The organism is Streptomyces sp. NPDC047061, from assembly GCF_040643955.1.
Classification (GTDB): Bacteria; Actinomycetota; Actinomycetes; order Streptomycetales; family Streptomycetaceae; genus Streptomyces.
In genome coordinates this window covers 49,174-69,647 of sequence record NZ_JBEYVI010000045.1, presented here as the reverse complement: position 1 = coordinate 69,647, position 20,474 = coordinate 49,174, and the positions used below count along the sequence as shown (strand labels likewise).

Below are 20,474 nucleotides of genomic sequence, written 5' to 3'. Positions count from 1 at the left end.
CTCGATTCGGTGCGGGTGGGCTCTTGCCCGGTCGGGGCTCACCGGTTCCGGCCGCCGGATTCCTCGCCGGGCGCGGTGGCGGAGACGACGCTCCGGACGACCCGCTCCCCCGCCGAACCGTTGGTCAGGACGACCCATCCGGTGCCGGACCGCAGCGCGCAGGTGAGGAACGCGTGGTAGCCCACGGGTTCTCCGCCGTGCCCGAACTGCGGGTCCTCTCCCGTCCGGTCGACGACCGTGCCGAGGCCGTAGGAGCTGTCGGGGTACGGCGTGAGCAGTTCCGTGACGCGTTCCCCGGAGAGCAGGGCCAGGGGCCGGCCGAGCGCGGAACGCCGCACTTCGAGCGCGGCCCTGGCGATGTCGGCGGCCGTCGTCCACAGACCGGCCGCCGCCAGGTCCGGCCTGATCAGCCACCCGCCGTCGACCGGGTTGCCCCGGGGGTCGTGCCCGAGTGCCACGGGGAGGCCGGAGTGCTCGGGGAAGGACTGGTCGAAGCTGCTGTGCTCCATGCCGAGCGGCTTCAGGAGTGCGTCGCGCAGGACGTCGGCGAAGGCGTCGCCGGTGACGTCGGCGACCACCTGCTGGACCACCCAGTAGTGCACGTTGGCCTTGCGGAACGCCTCTCCGGGCGTGCCCTCGACGGCCACCGGGCCGTTGACCGCCGGAGGCCTGCCGTGCAGCAGGTCGGTGAGCGTGGGGACGGTGCCGGGCCGGTATCCCTTGCCGGGGGCCGGGGCCAGTGCGGCACGCATGGACAACAGGTGGCGCAGGGTCGTGGGGGTGGCGTCGTCGCCGGGGACCCGCCATCCGGTGAGGTACCGGTTGACGTCCTCGTCGAGGTCGAGGACCCCTTGGTCCACCAGCCGCAGCACGCCGAGCGCCGTGATGTGCTTGCTCATGGAGCCCACCTGGAACAGGGTGTCGGGCGTCACCGGCGGGGCGCCCGCCGCGAGCGAGCCGAAGCCCTGGACGGCGACCAGTTCGCCGTCCTCGAGCCGGGCCACGCTCGCCCCGGGCACACCCGTCTCCGCCATGGCCGGCAGCGGTGACGGCAGTGTGGGTACCGCGACCGCCGGTGCGGGTGCCGCGACCGCCGGTGCCTGCTCCTGCTGTGCCGCCGTGTCCACCGCGGCCGCCAACTCCCCCAGGGTGAGGTGCTGGTAGACCATGAACAGGGTGAGCGGGAGCCCCGCCCGGCGGGCCTCGGAGACCTGCTGGATCACCAGGATCGAGTGACCGCCGAGCGCGAAGAAGCTGTCCTCGACGCCGACCTGCCCGGTGCCGAGCAGGTCGGACCAGATGCCGGCGAGGGCAAGCTCCGTGGCGGTCCGCGGCGGTGTGCTGACCGCCGGGGCAAGGCCCGCGTCGGGCGCGGGCAGGGCCCGTTCGTCCAGCTTGCCGTTGGCGTTGAGCGGCATCCGCTCCAGGGTCACGAACGCCGACGGGACCAGGGGCGCCGGCAGGGTCAGGGCGAGCTCCGCGCGCAGCTCCTGCGGATCCGGGACGGCTGCGCCGTCGGCCGAGGGCACCAGGTAGGCGACAAGGCGGATGTCTCCCGGGGTGTCCTCACGTCCCACCACCCTGGCCTCGGCGACCGGGGCGAGCCGGGTGAGGGCGGCCTCGATCTCGCCGGGCTCGACGCGGTATCCGCGTATCTTCAGCTGGCGGTCGATCCGCCCCAGGAAGGCCACGTTGCCGTCCGGCAGCATCCGGACCAGATCCCCGGTGCGGTACAGGCGGGCGCCCGGCGCGCCGTGCGGGTCGGGCAGGAACCGCTCCGCGGTCATCGCGGGCCGCCCGGCGTAGCCGCGGGCCACTCCCGTGCCACCGACGTACAGTTCGCCGGCCACTCCGGTGGGCACCGGCTCCATACGGGCGTCGAGCACGTACATCGTCATGTTCGGCAGCGGCCGGCCGATCGGCAGCACGTCCGTGGCCGCCGGCTGGGTGACCGGGAAGGTGCAGGTGCCCACGGAGGCCTCGGTCGGGCCGTACTCGTTGACGACCGGGGTCGTCGGTGCCAGTGCCCGCCAGGCCTCCAGGGTCCGCCGGGTGAACGCCTCACCGGCCACGACGAGCACCTCCGTGAGACCGTCGGCCTGCTCGGCGGTCAACTGGTGGAGCAGCACCTCCAGATGGGCGGGGGTGAGCTTCACGAAGCTGTACGGCCCGGACTCGACGAGCAGTTCACCGAGCCGGTCCAGGTCCCGGGGCAGCACGTGCACCGTCTGCCCGGCGAGCAGCGGCGCCCACAGGTTGGGCACCACCAGGTCGAACGCCACGGACGAGAAGACCGGCGCGCCGCCGAGGCCGCGCTGCGCCAGCTGACCGACCGCCCACCGCAGATGGTTCGCGAGACCGCGGTGCGGCACGAGGACGCCCTTGGGCAGGCCCGTGGAACCGGAGGTGTAGATCACATAGGCGAGTGCGTCCAGGTCGCGCGCGACACCCGTGGGTTCGGCGGACTCCGACGCGACCGCACGCGCCTCCCGGTCCAGCAGGACGAGCCGCCCGCCGAAGACGTCCGTGAAGCGGTCCTCGTACGACGAGTGGCTCACGGCGAGTCCGGCGCCCGCGTCGGCCAGCAGGTAACCGACGCGGTCCGCGGGATGGGCCGGGTCGACCGGCAGATAGGCGGCGCCCGCCTTCCAGATTCCGAGCAGCGTCACGATCAGGTCGGCACCCGGTTCGAGGAGCACGCCGACCACCGACTCCGGGCCGGCGCCCAGTGCCCGCAGACGGCGGGCGAACCGGTTGGCCCTGGCGTCCAGTTCCTCGTACGTGAGCCGCGTGCCGTCGGCCGCCACGGCGACGGCGTCCGGTGTCCGTGCCGCCTGGTCCTCGAACTCCGCGACCACGTCGCGCGCCACCGGTTCGGCGGGATTCGTCGCCCAGGTGCCGAGCAGCAGCTCCCGCTCGGCGTCCGGCAGCAGGGCCGTCCGGGCGTCGCCGTCCGGATCGGCGGCCATCGCCTCCAGCACGGCCCGGAACATGGCCGCCATCCGCTCGGCGTTGGCGTGGCTGACCGCGTGGGTGTCGGTGCGCAGGTTGAGCCAGGTGGGCCCGGAGGCGACGGAGAACGGGAACTCGTTGTGGGCGAATCCGGTACCGGCCTCGGCGTCCGCCAGTCCGGTGTCCGCCTCGTCGAAGTCCTGGTAGCTGAAGTAGACGTCGATGAGCCGGTCCGACTGGCCCCACTCCTGCTGCACGGCCGGCATCGGGAAGTGCCGGTGCGACCAGGTCGAGGCCTCACGGTCGAAGACCTGCCGGACCAGTTCCCGCCAGGTGGCCGCGGTGTCGTCGGCCGGGAACGGCAGCGTGTTGAGGTGCATGCCCAGCACCCGGTCGGCACCGCGCGCCTCGGGGCGCACATGGCTGGTGAGGCCCGTGAAGAAGGCCCGCTCCTCGGTGAGGGTGCCCATCACCTTGAGGAAGGCGGCGATGAGCACGCTCTTCACCGACGCCCCGGCGTCGGTCGCCAGGCCCTGCAACCGCGGCTTGAGGTCGTCGAAGGGGACCTTGAGGGTGTAGGGCCGCAGCGGGCTCTCCGAGTCGTCGCCCCAGCCCGCGGGGAGCACGAACTTCTCGTGCCGCTGTACGAGGTCGCGCCAGAAGTCACGGCTCTCCGGCGAGGCGAGGGCACGCGTCTCGGCGGCCACAGCGTCGGCGAAGCGCACGTCGGGTATGTCGTACGGCTCCGGTTCCCCACCGTCGCGGAAGCGGTGGTACGCGTCCAGGAGCTGGCCGAGCAGCACGTCCAGGCTCCAGCCGTCCAGGATCACATGGGCCTGGGTGATCGTGAACTGCCAGATGTCGTCGGCGCACCGGTGTACCCGGATCCGCAGCAGGGGCGCCCGGTCGTAGGAGAAGACGGCCTCGCTCTGGCTGTCCACGTACTCCTGCACGGTCCGGTCCTGCGCCGCCCTGTCCAGGCCCCGGACGTCCACGACCGACACGGGCAGGGCTACTCCGGTGTGGACGAGTTGGAGCGGCGTGGAGTACGTCTCGACGTCGACGGAGGTGCGGAGCACCTCGTGCCGGTCGACCAGCAGGTCCACCGCGCGTTGCAGCGCGTCGGGGTCGAAGGCGTGACCGTCGCGGAATCGGACCGAGTTGACCAGGTGGTACTTGCGCGGTCCGGTACTGGCGAGCATCTCCACGAGCATGCCCGTCTGACTCTGCGTCAGCGGATAGGCGTCGGCGAGGCCGTCCGGCAGCTTCGCCCGGTCCTCGTCGGTGAGCTGTGCGAACGGGGCGACCGCAAGGTCCTGCGTGGTCAGTTGTCCGCGTTCGTCGAGACGCGTCGACAGCTCGGCGAGCGTCCGCTGCTCGAAGACGTCCCGCATCGCGGCGTCCAGCCCCGCCGAGCGCAGAGCACCGATCAGCGCGACCGCGCGGATGGAGTCGCCGCCGAGGTCGAAGAAGCTGTCGTGCACCCCGACCCGGTCGACCTCCAGCACCCCGGCCCACACCCCGGCGACCCGCTCCTCGGTAGGAGTACGCGGAGCGACATACACACTCTGCAGGAACGAGCCCGCATCGGGCACGGGCAGAGCCCGCCGGTCGAGCTTGCCGTTGGCGGTGAGCGGCAGGACGTCCAGAGCCACGAACGCCGCGGGAACCATGTAATCGGGCAGATCACGACCGAGCAGCTCACGCAGCTCCCGAGCACCGGGAACCTCCGCACCACGCACGGCAACCAGATAGGCCGCCAGCCGCCGGTCTCCGGGCGTGTCCTCACGCACGACGACGACAGCCTCACGAACATCCGGGTGCGCGGCCAGCGCGGCCTCGATCTCCCCGAGTTCGACACGGTAGCCGCGGATCTTGACCTGATGGTCGATACGGCCCACGTAGTCCAGACCACCGTCCGGCCGACGCCGGGCGAGGTCACCACTGCGGTAGAGACGCGAACCCGCCGGCCCGAACGGATCCGGGACGAACCGCTCCGCGGTCAGACCAGGACGGCCGAGATACCCCCGCGCCACACCAGGACCACCGACATGGATTTCACCGGGCACCCCGACCGGCACCAACTGGCCATGGCCGTCCAGCAGATGCACCGACAGATCGCTCAAAGGCACACCCACCGGATTACCGACGGCAGCCCGCACATCCTCCTCGGTGACCCGGTAGAACGTCGTGTGCACGGTCGTCTCAGTGATGCCGTACATGTTGACCAGAACCGGGCTGTCCAGACCCAACCGGTCCGTCCACGGCCGCAGCTCACGAAACTCCAGCCGCTCCCCCGCGAAAATCACATACCGCAGGGCCAGCCGGTCGACACGCGGGTCACCGTCGCCCGCCGCAGCCACCAGCGCACGGAACGCCGACGGCGTCTGACTCAGCACCGTCACCCGCCGCTCCACCAGCAGATCCAGGAAATCCTCCGGAGCACGCGCCACATCCCGCGGAACCACCACCAACGTGCCCCCGTGCAGCAACGCGCCCCACATCTCGAACACCGACACATCGAACGCGAACGAATGGAACAGACTCCACACATCCGACGCGCCGAACGAGTAGTGCACCTGAGCGGTACGCATCAGCCGGAGCACATTCGCGTGCGTGAGGGTCACACCCTTGGGACGACCCGTCGAGCCCGACGTATAGATCACGTAGACGGCGTTGTCCGGCCCGGACACCACCTCCGGATCGGTCTCCGGGCACTCCGCGAGCACCGCACCATCCCGGTCCAGCGCCACCACTTGACCGGAGAAACCGCCCTCCTCCAGCAGCCCTTCGAGGGCCGAGGTGGTCACCGTCACCTCGACACCGGCATCCGCCAGCACATAACCGAGCCGCTCCGCCGGATGCGCCGGATCCAACGGCACATACGCAGCACCCGACTTCAACACACCCAACAGGGCTGGCAGCAACTCCACCCCACGCTCCAGGCAGAGTCCGACCACGGACTCGGCACCCACCCCCAACGACCGCAGATGATGCGCCAGCCGGTTCGCCCTCCGGTTCACCTCCGCATACGACAGCTCCTCACCGTCCGCGATCACCGCCACCGCGTCGGGCGCCACCGCCACCCGCTCCTCGAACACCTCCTGCACACACCGCGACACCACCTCGACCGGCCCCACAGCCCCACCCCACCCCAACAACAACTCCCGCTCACCCTGGGGCAGATACACCGTTCGCGCATCCCCGTCGGGGTCGGTGGCCATCGCCTGGAGCACGGCGCCGAACATCCCGGCGACCCGCTCGGCGTCCGCGTGGTTCATGACCGCGGTGCTGGTGCGCAGGTTGAGGAAGTCGTCCCCGTGCGCGTTCACGGACAGCCCCAGCTCGGTGGGGGCGCTGCTGATCACGGTCTCCAGCGCCTCGGCGCGGTTGTCCTGGCCCTTGCCGAAGTCGACGTAGTTGAACATCACGTCGATCAGGCGGCCGCCGGCGCGGGACTCGCGCTGGATCTCCGGCATCGGGAAGTAGCGGTGCTCCCACAGTTCGATCTCGCGGTCGGCGACCTGCCGTACGAGTGCGCGCCAGGTGCGCGCGGTGCGGTCGGCGGGGAAGGGCAGGGTGTTGGTGTAGAGCCCGTAGACCCGGTCGGCGCCCTCCACCTCGGGGCGGGCGTGACTCACGAGGCCCGTGTGGTACGCGGGTTCGTCGGTGAGCTGGCCCACCACCTTCAGATGCGCGGCGAGCAGCACGCTCTTGACGGAGACGCCCTCCGCCTCGGCCAGCGCGTGCAGGCCGGCGCGCTGGTCTTCGAGGGGCACCTTGACGCCGAACGCCTCGGGGGCCGTGACGTCGCCGTCCGCCCAGGCGGCGGGCAGGGCCGGCTTGGCGTGCCCGTCGACAACGCCCTTCCAGTAGGCCCGGTCCGCCTCGGAGGCGAGGGCCGTCAGTTCGGCCGCGACGGAGTCGGCGAACCGTACGCCGGGCGCCTCGTACGGGTCGGGCTCCAGGCCGTCCCGGAACCGCCGGTAGCAGTCCACCAGTTCCCTGACGAGCAGTTGGTGGCTCCAGCCCTCCAGGATGGCGTGGCTCTGGGTGAGCGTCAGGAACCAGGCGTCCGCCGAGCGGACGTGTGCGAAGACCCGGATCAGCGGCGCGGTGGAGGTCAGGTCGAACGGATCGGCGTGCTCGGCGGCGACGAAGTCGGTCACCTCACGCCGCTGTTCCTGCTCGTCGAGGCCGCCGAGGTCCCGCCAGGCGCACGGGATCTCGGCGTTCGTCCACACCAGTTGCATCGGTACGGAGTAGGAGGTCAGGTCGACGGAGGTGCGCAGCACGTCGTGGCGCGCGACCACGGTGCGCACGGCCCTTCGCAGTGCGTCGCCGTCGAAGGGCCGGTCGTCGGGGACGAGGACGGTGGCCACGTTGTGGTACTTGTTCTCGGCACCCCCGGAGAGCGCCTCCACCAGCATGCCGGTCTGGTTGCGCAGCAGGGGGTAGGCGTCGTCGAGCCCGTCGGGCAGGGCCCGCGCGTCCTCCTCGGGGACCAGCGCGAACGGGGCGACGGAGGTGGCCGCTGCACCGCGCTGCTCCTCGGCTCCGGCCGGGTCTCCCAGTGCTTCGCACAGTCCGGCGACGGTGCGGTGCTGGAACAGGTCGCGGACGGAGACCTCGAAGCCGGCGGCGCGCAGCGCACCGACCAGGGCGACGCCGCGGATGGAGTCACCGCCGATGGCGAAGAAGCCGTCGTGGACACCGACCCGTTCGACCCCGAGGACCTCGGCCCAGACCGCGGCGACCCGCTCCTCGACCGCGGTGCGCGGTGCGGCGAAGTCACTGCGGGCCACGGCGTCCTCGGAGGGGACCGGCAGGGCGCGCCGGTCCAGTTTGCCGTTGACGGTCAGCGGTAGGGCGTCGAGTCCGACAAAGGCCGAGGGGACCATGTAGTCGGGCAGGCCGGCGCCGCAGTGCTCGGCGAGTGCGGCGCCGTCGGGCAGTCCGGCGGCGGACGGGTCCGCGACGCAGTACGCCACCAGCCGCCGCTCACCGGGCCGGTCCTCGCGGACGACGACGACCGCGTCGCGGATCTGCGGGTGCCCGGTGAGGACCGCCTCGATCTCGCCGGGTTCCACGCGGTAGCCGCGCACCTTCACCTGGTCGTCGGCCCGGCCGAGGAACTCCAGCCGGCCGTCGGGACGGCGCACGGCGAGGTCGCCGGTCCGGTACAGACGAGTGCCGGGCGGGCCGTACGGGTCGGGCACGAACCGCTCGGCGGTCAGGGCGGGCCGGCCCAGGTAGCCGCGGGCCACGGACGGACCGCCGATGTGCATCTCGCCGGGCACGCCGTAGGGCACGAGGTTTCCGTGCCGGTCGAGCAGGTGCACGGACACGTCGTCCAGGGGGAGACCGACGGGGATCCGGGTGCCGGCCTCGCCGTCTCCCGCCTCGACGGCGTGGAAGGTGTCGATGACGGTCGTCTCGGTGATGCCGTGGGCGTTGACGAGTACCGGCCGCTCCAGGCCGAGCCGGTCGATCCAGGGCCTCAGGTCGGACAGCTCCAGGGGCTCGCCGCCGTTCATGACCATGCGCAGCGACAGCCGGTCGATGCGCGGGTCGCCCTGTGCGGCGAGGTCCGCCAACGGGCGGAAGGCCGAGGGTGTTTCGGCGAGCATGGTCACCCTGTGTTCGACCAGCAGACCGAGGAAGTCCTCCGGGGAGCGGGCCACGTCCTGCGGGACGACGACCAGGGTCCCGCCGTGCAGCAGGGCGCCCCACATCTCGAACACGGAGACGTCGAAGGCGTACGAGTGGAAGAGCGCCCACACGTCGGACGCGTCGAAGGAGATCCGCCGCCGCATGGCCGGGAACAGCCGGAGCGCGTTGGCGTGGGTCAGGCAGACACCCTTGGGCCGTCCTGTGGTGCCCGAGGTGTAGATCACGTACAGGGTGTTCCCCGGGACGCCGAGGTTCGGCGGGTTCGTCTCGGGGCGCGCGGCCAGCGCCGCCCGGTCGTGGTCGAGGACGAGCAGTGCGCCCTGGACGGCGCCCTCGACGAGGGGCGCCCGGCCGGTGTCCGTGATCACGGTGCGGACCCCGGCGTCGGAGATCACGTGGCGCAGTCGGTCCGCCGGGTTGGCCGGGTCCAACGGCACGTATCCGGCACCGGACTTGACGACCCCGAGCAGCGACGGCACGAGGTCGGCGCCGCGTTCCAGGCAGACGCCCACCAGCGACTCGGGGCCCACGTCCATGGCGCGCAGCTGGTGCGCGATCCGGTTGGCCTGCCTGTTCACCTCGGCGTATGTCAGCTTCTCGCCGTCGGCGATCACGGCGACGGCGTCCGGCGTGGCGGCCGCCTGCCGCTCGAACACCTCGTGCACGCAGGTCTGATCGGCCTCGAACGGCTGGAAGGTGCCGGCGTGGCGCAGCGACTGCTCCTCGCCCGGCGGCAGGTACACCGCGCGGGCGTCCCCGTCCGCGTCCGCCGCCATCGACTCGAGCACCGCGCGGAACATCCCTGCGATCCGTTCGGCGTCGGCCCGGCTCATGGTGCGGGTGTTGGCCTTGAGGTTGAGCCCCATGCCGATGTTGGCGGTCACGGCCAGCGCGAACTCGGTCGCGCCTTCTCCGAGGCCGGTGCGCGCGTCGACGTCCCGGTCCTCGGTCTCCGGGAAGTCCAGATAGCTGAACAGGGTGTCGATCAGCCGGCCTTCGCCGCCCGCCTCGCGCTGGATCTCCGGCATCGGGAAGTGCCGGTGCGGCCACAGCCCGGCCTCGCGGTCGAAGACCTGCCGTACCAGCTCCCGCCAGGTGCGGGCGGTGCGGTCGACGGGGAAGGGCAGGGTGTTGACGTACGTGCCGTAGACCCGGTCGGAGCCGAGGACCTCGGGGCGGACGTGGCACACCAGTCCGGTGTGGAACTCCGCAGCTGCGGTGAGCTGGCTCATCACCTTCACGTACGCGGCCAGCAGCACGCTCTTCGGCGCGGCCTGCGCGTGGGCGGCGAGCGCCCTGAGCCGGGCCTCCAGGCCGCCCACCGGGACGGGCACGGTGAAGTCCTCGCCGGTGGCGTCCGGGTCGGCCCAGGCGGCGGGCACGGACAGCGGGGCGTGGTCCTCCACCACCGCGCGCCAGTACGCGCGGTCCTCGGCGGAGTCCAGGGCTTCGAGTTCGGCGGCGACGGAGTCGGCGAACCGCACCCGGGGCGCGTCGTACGGCTCGGGCTCCAGGCCGTCCCGGATCCGGCGGTAGTCGGCGAGCAGCTCGGTCATGAACTGGTACAGGCTCCAGCCTTCGATCACGGCGTGCGACGAGGTGAAGGAGAGCCGCCATCCGATGTCCTCGACATGGACGGTCATGCGCACCAGCGGAGCCGCCGCGATGTCGAAGACCCGGGCGCGCTCCGCGGCCACGTACGCCGTGAGCGCCTCGCGCTTGGCGTTCTCCGCGAAGCCACGGAGGTCGTGCACGGTGAGCGGGATGTCCGCCCGCTCGTGAATCAGCTGCATGGGTACCGAGTAGGTGGCGAGGTCCACGGAGGTGCGCAGGACGTCCTGCCGGGCGACGATGCCGTGGGCCGCGCGGCGCAGCGCGGACTCCGCGAACGGTGTCTCGTCGTGGATGAAGTACGACGTGGAGGCGTGGTAGCGGTTGCGCTCGGTGTCGGCGAGGGTTTCCACCAGCATGCCGGTCTGGATGTGCGACAGCGGATACGCGTCGTCCAGCCCCTCGGGCAGCCGCTCCCGGTCCCCGTCCGGCACCAGCGCGAACGGCTCGACGAACGCCACGTCCCCGCCCGACAGCACCGACCGCCCCGTCAGCGAGTCCGCGAGACCCGCCACCGTCCGCCGCTCGAACACATCCCGCACCGACACGTCGAGACCCTCGGCACGCAACGCGCCGATCAACGCCACCGCACGGATCGAGTCCCCGCCCAGATCGAAGAAACCGTCCGTCACACCGACCCGGTCGAGCCTCAGCACCTGCGCCCACACGGCCGCGACCCGCGCCTCCAGCGGCGTCCTCGGTGCCACGAACTCCGCCCGGGCGAAGGCTCCCTCGTCCGGCACCGGCAGCGCCGCACGGTCCAGCTTTCCGTTGGGGGTGATCGGCAGCGACTCCAGCACCACGAACGCCGACGGCACCATGTAGGCGGGCAGACTCGTGCCGCAGTGGGCGGCCAGTTCCCTGCCCGGGGGCGGTCCGGCGTCCGGCCCCTGGTCCGCGTGCGCAGCCGGCACGTAGTACGCCACCAGCTGCTTCTCACCCGGGACGTCCTCGCGTACGACGACGACCGCCTCGCGGACCCCCGGGTGCGCGGCGAGCACCGTCTGGATCTCCCCCAGCTCGATCCGGTAGCCGCGGATCTTGACCTGGCTGTCGATCCGGCTCAGATACTCCAGGTTCCCGTCGGGCCGGCGCCGTGCCAGGTCACCGCTGCGGTACAGCCGTGAGCCGGGCGGGCCGAAGGGGTCGGGGACGAACCGCTCGGCGGTCAGGGCCGGACGGTTGAGATACCCGCGGGCGACTCCCGCCCCGCCGACGCACACTTCGCCGGCCACGCCGTCCGGGACGAGATTGCCGTACTGGTCGAGCAGATGGAGCGCCACCCCCTGGAACGTGCGGCCGACGGGAAGGGAGGAGCCCTCTCCTCCGTCGCCGGCCTCGATGGCGTACCGCGTGTCGATGACGGTCGTCTCGGTGATGCCGTAGGAGTTGACGAGCGTCGGCCGCTCCAGACCGAGCCGGTCCGTCCAGGGCCGCAGATCGGACATCTCCAGGGATTCCCCGCCGAAGATCACGTACCGCAGCGAGAGCTCCTCGACGCGGGCACCGCCGTCGGCGGCCGCGGTCGCCAGGGACCGGAATGCGGAGGGCGTCTGGCAGAGCACGGTGACGTGCTGCTCCACGAGGAGGTCGAGGAGGTCCTCGGGGGACCGCGCCACGTCCTGGTCGACCACCACGAGCCGCCCGCCGTGCAGCAGCGCTCCCCACATCTCCAGGACGGAGAAGTCGAAGGCGTAGGAGTGGAACAGGGTCCAGACGTCGTCCCCGGTGATGCCGAAGAAGTCGCGGCCGGCGTCCATGAGACGCAGCACGTTGGCGTGGGTGAGGGCGACGCCCTTGGGACGACCGGTCGAGCCCGAGGTGTAGATGACGTAGACGGTGTTGTCGGGACCGGCCAGCGGGTCGGGGTTGGTGTCCGGGCAGGCGGCCAGCTCCGCACGGTCCCGGTCGAGGACCACCAGGTCCCCGGTGAACACCTCGGCCGGCAGCGGCGCGCCGGCCGACTCGGTCACCACCACCCGCAGCCCGGCGTCGGCCGTCACATGGCCCAGCCGGTCGGCGGGGTTCACCGGGTCCAACGGCACGTATCCTGCGCCCGACTTCAGCACGCCCAGCAGCGTCGGAATCAGGTCGGGTCCACGCTCCAGGCAGACGCCCACCAGCGACTCGGCGCCCACCCCCAGTGACCTCAGGTGATGCGCCAGCCGGTTGGCCCGTGCGTTCACCTCCGCGTAGCTCAGCTCCTGTCCGCCGGCGACGACCGCGACCGCGTCCGGCGCCTCGGCGGCCCGCTCCTCGAACACCTCGTGCACGCACCGCTGCTCGGGCTGCGGAAAGGCCTCGGCCTCGCCCGCGCGCACCAGCAGTTCACGCTCGCCGTCCGGCAGGTACACGGCCCGGGCGTCGCCGTCGGCGTCGGCGGCCATCGCCTCCAGGACCGCGCGGAACATCCCGGCGATCCGGTCGGCGTTGTCCTGGCTCAGGGTGTGCGAGGTGCTGCGAAGGCTGAGGATCCCGGACAGCGAGGTGACGGCGAGGGCGAACTCGTTCGGGGCGTCGTTGAAGCCCCAGCCGTCCTCGGCCACGTCGGAGTCCATGGCGTGGAAGTCCAGGTAGCCGAAGAAGACGTCGATCAGGCGTCCTCCGCCGGGGTGCCGGATCTCCGGCATCGGGAAGTGCCGGTGCGGCCAGGCCTCGATCTCCCGGTCGGACACCTGGCGTACCAGGTCCCGCCAGGTCGCGGCGGTGCGGTCGGCCGGGAACGGCAGTGTGTTGAGGAACGTGCCGTAGAGCCGCTCGGCGCCCGCGGCCTCGGGCCGGCAGTGGGTGACGAGGCCGGTGTGGAACGCGGGCTCGTCGGTGAGCTGGCTCATGACCTTGAGGTGGGCGGCGGTCATCACGCTCTTGAGCGAGACGCCGGCCGTCCTGGCCAGGGCGGACAGGCCCTGCTCCAGGTCCGCGAAGCGCGCCCCGGCCCGGATCGTCTCGGCGGGCCGGTCCCGGTCGCCGTGCCAGTGTGCGGGAAGCGTGAACGTGGCGTGGTCCGCGACGATGCCCTGCCAGTAGGCACGGTCCTCCGCGGAGTCCAGGGAGCCGAGTTCGGCGGCGACGGAATCGGCGAACCGCACCCGGGGCGCGTCGTACGGCTCGGGCTCCAGGCCGTCCCGGATGCGCTCGTAGCAGGCCACCAGGTCGACGAGGAACAGCTGGTTGCTCCAGCCGTCCATGATCGCGTGGCTCTGCGTGAAGGTGCACAGCCAGGAGTCGCCGCCGAGCTGGTGCGCGCACACCCGCAGCGGCGGGCGGGCCGCGGACAGGTCGAAGACGTCGGCGCGTTCGGCGGCCACGAACGCGGTCATGTCACGCCGCTGCGCCTCCTCGTCGAGGTGACCGAGGTCGCGCAGGTCCGTCGGTATGTCGGCCTGCGCGTGCACGAGCTGGAGCGGCACCGAGAATCCGCTCAGGTGCACGGAGGTACGCAGCACCTCGTGCCGTGCCACGACTTCCGCGACGGCCGCGCGGAGGGCGGGCAGATCCACGGGCCGGTCGTCGTGCACCCGGTAGACGTTGACGTTGTGGTAGTTGTTCCACGTGTCGTCGGCGAGGGTCTCCACGAGCATGCCGGTCTGGATCCGCGACAGCGGATACGCGTCGTCCAGCCCCTCGGGCAGCCGCTCCCGGTCCCCGTCCGGCACCAGCGCGAACGGCTCGACGAACGCCCCGTCCCCGTCCGACAGCACCGACCTTCCCGTCAGCGACTCCGCGAGACCCGCCACCGTCCGCCGCTCGAACACGTCCCGCACCGACACGTCGAGACCCTCGGCACGCAACGCACCGATCAACGCCACCGCACGGATCGAGTCCCCGCCCAGATCGAAGAAACCGTCCGTCACACCGACCCGGTCCACGCCGAGGACGCGCGCCCACACCGCGGCCACCCGCTCCTGAAGCGCCGTCCACGGCGCCACGAACTCCCGCCGGGCGAACGAGCCCTCCCCCGGCGCCGGCAGCGCGGCACGGTCCAGCTTCCCGTTCGCCGTCAACGGCAGCGCCGGCAGCACCACGAACGCCGACGGCACCATGTAGTCCGGCAGCGTGCGCGCGAGCACCTCGCGCAGCGGTCCCGGGGCCGGGTCCGCCGCGCCCTCCGGTACGACGTAGGCGACGAGCTGCTTGTCCCCGGCGGTGTCCTCGTGCAGCAGGACCCTGGCGTCCGCGATCTGCTCGTGGCCGCCGAGCGCGGCCTCGATCTCGCCGAGCTCGATCCGGTAGCCGCGGATCTTCACCTGTCCGTCGGCACGGCCCAGGAACTCGACGTCGCCGTCCGCGAGCAGGCGCACCACGTCGCCGGTGCGGTACAGGCGGGCCCCGGGTGTCCCGTACGGGTCGGGCAGGAACCGGTCGGCCGTCAGGGCCGGACGGCCGAGGTACCCGCGCGCCACGCCGGTCCCACCGACGTACAGCTCGCCCGGCACGCCCACGGGCAGCGGCTGGAGCCGTTGGTCCAGCACGTACATCGTCACGTTCGGCAGCGGCCGGCCGATCGGCATGACTTCGGCGGTGGCGTCCCGCGGTACCGGGAACGTGCAGGTTCCCACCGATGCCTCGGTCGGCCCGTACTCGTTCACCAGCCGGGTCGAGGGGGCCAGTGCACGCCAGGCCCGTACGACTCTGCGGGTCAGTGCCTCGCCCGCCACGACCAGGACCGGCGCGAGGGCGGCGGCCTGCTCCGCGGAGAGCTGATGGGTGAGGACCTCCAGGTGGGCGGGGGTCAGCTTCACGAAGCTGTACGGTCCCGCGGCGGCCAGGGTCTCGCCGAGCTCGCCCAGGTCGAGGTCCTGGGGCAGCAGACGGACCGCCTGGCCCGCGAGCAGCGGCGCCCACAGGTTGGGGACGACGAGGTCGAACGCGATGGACGAGAAGAGCGGCGCTCCGGTGCTGCCCTCGGCGGCGAGCTCGTCCACGGCCCAGCGCACGTGGTTGACCAGACCGCGGTGCGGTACGAGCACGCCCTTGGGCAGGCCCGTCGAGCCCGAGGTGTAGATGACGTAGGCGAGGTCGTCGGGGCGGGTCGCCCTGGACGGGGCGGTCCTGGGCAGGCTGCCGAGGGCGAAGCCGTCGCGGTCGGTGAGCAGACGGCGCGTCGTGTCCGACGCGGGCAGCCGGTCCTCGTGGTCCGAGTGCGTCACGACGGCCGCGGCGCGGGCGTCGGTCAGCATGTGCGCGATGCGTTCGGCGGGCAGGACCGGGTCCATCGGCAGGTAGGCCGCCCCGGCCTTCCAGATGCCGAGGAGCGCGGCGACCAGCTCCACGCCGCGGTCCAGGAGCACACCGACGACGGACTCCCGCCCGGCCCCGAGGGAGCGCAGGTGATGGGCGTAGCGGTTGGCGCGGGCGTCGAGGTCCGCGTACGACATCCGGGTGCGCGCGTGGACGACGGCGGTGGCGTCGGGGGTCCGCGCGACCTGCTCCTCGAACAGGTCGAGCACGGTCCGGTTCTCGGCCTCACCGGGGTTGACCGCCCAGTCCCGGAGCTGGCGGATCAGTTCGTCGGCCGCCACGAAAGTGCCCCGGGCGTCCGCGGCGGGGTCGGCCGCCATCGACTCCAGTACCGCCCGGTACATGGCGCCGACGCGCTCGGCGTGGGGACGGCTGAGCGCCCAGGAGTCGGCCGTCAGGAAGACGTGGCCGTTGCGGGAGGAGACGGTCAGCGGGAACTCGGTCGGGCTGTCGTCGATGCCCACGGCGGCGTCGACCAGGTCCGTGTCGACCTGCCGGAAATCCTGGTAGTTGAAGAACACGTCGATGAGCCGCTGGGTACCGCCGACGGCCCGTTGGACCGCGGGCAGCGGGTGCCTGCGGTGCGGCCAGGAGGCGACCTCACGGGCGAAGACCTGCCGTACCAGCTCCAGCCACGTGCCGGCCGACCGGTCGACCGGGAGCGGCAGGGTGTTGAGGTACATGCCGTACACACGGTCGGCGCCCAGGACTTCGGGGCGCACGTCGTACACGAGTCCCGTGTGGAAGGCCGGGGCGTCGGTGAGCTGGCTCAGCACCTTGGTGTGGGCGGCGACCATGACGCTCTTGAGCGAGGCGCCCGCCCTGGTGGCGAGGGCGCGCAGGCCGGGCTCCAGGTCGCCCCAGGGCACCATCACGTGGTGGGCCCGGCGCGGGGTGCCCGGGTCCTCGCCCCACCCGGCCGGCAGGGTGAACTTCGCGTACTCGTCGACGACGTCCCGCCAGTACGCGCGGTCCTCCTCCGAGGCCAGCGAGCCGAGTTCGGCGGCGATGGAGTCCGCGAAGCGCACCTCGGGCGGGTCGAACGCGCCGGGCCCGTCGCCGTCCCTGATCTCCCGGTAGCAGTCGAGGAGTTCCATCAGCATCGAGTGATGGCTCCAGCCCTCCAGGATGGGATGGCACTCGGTGGCCGAGATCCACAGGCCCTCGCCGGCCGTGGGATGGGCGTGGAAGCGCATCAGTGAGGGCGTGCCCAGGTCGAAGAGGGTGAGCCGTTCACGGGCCACGAACGCGCGCAACGCCGCGTCGGCCGCCTCGGCGTCCAGACCCGTCAGATCGTGTACGCCGACGACGATCTCCGCGGCGGCGTGGACGAGCTGCATCGGCACCGAGTAGTCGGTCAGGTGCAGCGAGGTGCGCAGCACTTCGTGGCGCTCCACCAGGGTCCTGGCCGCCGCTTCGAAGGCGGCGGCGGAGAACGGCCGGTCGTCGCGGATCCGGAACGAGGAGACGTTGTGGTAGTTGTTGCGGCCCTCGTCGGCCAGCATCTCGATGACCATGCCGGTCTGGATCTGCGAGAGCGGGTAGGCGTCGACGACCCCCTCGGGAAGCCGCTCGCGGTCCTCGGCGCCGATCAGCTCGAAGGGTTTGACGAAGGTCTGCGCCTCCGCGGAGAGGGCCGGCCTGCCGGTGACGAGCTCGCACAGCTCGGCCACCGAGCGCCGGTCGAAGACGTCGCTCACCGACACGTCGATGCCCTCGGCGCGCAGGGCACCCACGAGTGCCACGGCGCGGATGGAGTCGCCGCCGAGGTCGAAGAAGCTGTCGTGCACCCCGACCCGGTCAGCCTCCAGCACCCCGGCCCACACCGCGGCGACCCGCTCCTCGGTGGGGGTGCGCGGAGCGACGTACATCCTCTGGAGGAAGGCATCGGCGCCGGGCGCGGGCAGGGCACGCTGGTCGAGCTTGCCGTTGGCGGTGAGCGGCAGGACGTCCAGAGCCACGAACGCCGCGGGAACCATGTACTCGGGCAGATCACGGCCCAGCAGCTCACGCAGCTCCCGAGCACCGGGAACCACCGCGCCGCCCACGGGGACCAGATAGGCCGCCAGCCGCCGGTCCCCGGGAGTGTCCTCACGCACGACGACGACAGCCTCACGAACATCCGGGTGCGCGGCCAGCGCGGCCTCGATCTCCCCGAGTTCGACACGGTAGCCGCGGATCTTGACCTGATGGTCGATACGGCCCACGTAGTCCAGACCACCGTCGGGCCGGCGCCTGGCGAGGTCCCCACTGCGATACAGACGCGAACCCGCCGGCCCGAACGGATCCGGAACGAACCGCTCCGCCGTCAGCCCCGCACGCCCGAGATAGCCACGCGCCACACCAGGACCACCCACAAAGATCTCACCAGGCACCCCGACCGGCACCAACTGACCGTCACCGTCGAGGAGATGCACCGACAGATCACTCAAAGGCACACCCACCGGATTACCGACGGCAGCCCGCACATCCTCCTCGGTGACCCGGTAGAACGTCGTGTGCACGGTCGTCTCAGTGATGCCGTACATGTTGACCAGAACCGGGCTGTCCAGACCCAACCGGTCCGTCCACGGCCGCAGCTCACGAAACTCCAGCCGCTCCCCCGCGAAAATCACATACCGCAAGGCGAGCCGGTCGACACGCGGATCACCCTCACCCGCCGCAGCCACCAGCGCACGGAACGCCGACGGCGTCTGACTCAGAACCGTCACCCGCCGCTCCACCAGCAGATCCAGGAACTCCTCCGGAGCACGCGCCACATCCCGCGGCACCACCACCAACGTGCCCCCGTGCAGCAACGCACCCCACATCTCGAACACCGACACATCGAACGCGAACGAATGGAACAGACTCCACACATCCGACGCGCCGAACGAGTAGTGCACCTGAGCGGTACGCACCAGCCGGAGCACATTCGCGTGCGTGAGGGTCACACCCTTGGGACGACCCGTCGAACCCGACGTATAGATGACATAGATCGCACTGTCCGGCCCCGACACCACCTCCGGATCGGACTCCGGGCACTCCGCGAGCACCGCACCATCCCGGTCCAGCGCCACCACCCGACCCGAGAAACCACCCTCCTCCAGCAGCCCTTCGAGGGCCGAGGTGGTCACCGTCACCTCCACACCGGCATCCGCCAGCACATAACCCAACCGCTCCGCCGGATGCGCCGGATCCAACGGCACATAAGCCGCACCGGATTTGAGGACACCGAGCAAGGCCGGAACCAACTCGGCCCCACGCTCCAGACACAGCCCCACCAACGACTCCGCACCCACCCCCAACGACCGCAGATGATGCGCCAGCCGGTTCGCCCTCCGGTTCACCTCCGCATACGACAACTCCTCACCGTCCGCGATCACCGCCACCGCATCCGGCGCCACCGCCACCCGCTCCTCGAACACCTCCTGCACACACCGCGACACCACCTCGACCGGCCCCACAGGCCCACCCCACCCCAGCAACAACTCCCGCTCACCCTCGTCGAGCATGTCGAGCCGGGAGAGCGGTCGCTCGGGTTCGGCTACGGCGGACTCCAGCAGGCGCACGAAGTGCCGGGCCGTGCGCTCGACGGTGTCCCGGTCGAACAGGGAGGTGGCGTACACCAGTTGTCCCTGGAAGGAGTCCGGCGAGACGTCGTTGATCTGGAGCTCGAGATCGCACTTGGCGATCCGGCTCGTCATGGGGTACGTCTCCACGTCCAGGCCGGGCAGGGTGAGTCCGCCGTCCCCGCGCTGGTGCATGGTCAGCGCCACCTGGTAGAGAGGCGTGCGGGACATGTCGCGTTCCGGCCGCAGTTCGTCGACCAGTCCGGCGAACGGCACGGCCTGGTGGTCGTAGGCGTCGACGAGCGTGCCGCGGGCCCGCGAGACCAGTTCGGTGAAACTGGTGTCGGACTCCCAGCGCCCGCGCAGGACCAGGGTGTTGATGCCGTAGCCGATGAGCGTCTGCGACTGCGGGTGAGTGCGCCCCGACACGGTGGTGCCGACCGCCACGTCGCGCTGTCCGGTGTAGCGGCCGACGAGTGCCTGGAAGGCCGAGAGCAGCACGACGAAGGGGGTGGTGTCGTGGCGCCGCGCGATGTCCCGGACGGCGGCGGTCAGTTCCCCGGAGAGCTCGAAGGCGACCTCCGCTCCGTCATGGCCGCGCCGGGCAGGGCGTGGCCGGTCCCCGAGCAGGTCGACGGGGGCGTTGCCGTCGAGCTGGGTCCGCCAGTAGTCCAGATGCCCTTCCAGCGCCTCGCCGGCGACCTCCGCACGCTGCCAGGCCGCGTAGTCGGCGTACTGGACGGGGAGTTCGGGCAGCGCGGACGGGCGCCCGTCGCGGAACGCCTCGTAGAGGGCTGCCAGTTCGCTGCCGAACACGCGGGTGGACCAGGCGTCGAAGGCGATGTGGTGGAAGACCACGGTGAGGATGTGGTCATCCGGCGCCAGCCTGAGCAGCCGCGCCCGTGCGGGCCACTCCTGTTCCAGGTCGAAGGAGGTGACCGCCTCCCGGGCCACCACACCGTCCGCGGCGTCCCGGGGGTGGTCGGTGAGTGGAAGATCCAGGTTCTCGACGGGGTCGTCGACGATCTGCACCGGCTCGGTGGCGTCCAGTGCGTAGCGGGTGCGCAGGATCTCGTGGCGGGCCGTCAGCTGCGTCCAGGCCCGGCGCAGCGCCGCGGTGTCCAGTGCGCCGCGGATCCGGAACGCGAACGGAACCAGGTACTCGGCGCTGCCGGGTTCGAGCCGGTTGAGGAACCACATCTGCTGCTGCCCGTGCGACAGCCGCAGCGGAGTGCTCCGGTCCACGGGGCTGATGCCGGGACGGCCACCACGGGAGCTCCCGCCGAGCCGCCGGCGGAGGAGCCGCTCCCGAAGAACGTCGACGGCAGCGCTTCGCTCGTCATTCCCGGCGCTCATCTGTGTTGCTCCTCCTGCCATCGCTGGCACAGCAAAACCCGACGGGGAAAATTGATCACTTCGGCTCGACCGGCAGGTCCGCTGCCGGGA

At 71.6% G+C, this 20,474-nt stretch carries 1 protein-coding gene; it reads right to left on the bottom strand.

Annotation, left to right across the window (positions count from 1 at the left end):
• Positions 1–38: 38 nt before the first annotated feature.
• Positions 39–20,384 carry an amino acid adenylation domain-containing protein gene (locus tag ABZ887_RS42055; protein WP_361302529.1) on the bottom strand — a complete coding sequence of 6,782 codons (20,346 nt, stop codon included), beginning with the start codon at positions 20,382–20,384 and terminating at the stop codon, positions 39–41.
• Positions 20,385–20,474 lie beyond the last annotated feature (90 nt).

Coding starts and splice junctions, on each gene's coding strand:
- ABZ887_RS42055 (WP_361302529.1), bottom strand. CDS start 20,384: ATGAGCGCCGGGAATGACGAGCGAAGCGCTGCCGTCGACGTTCTTCGG.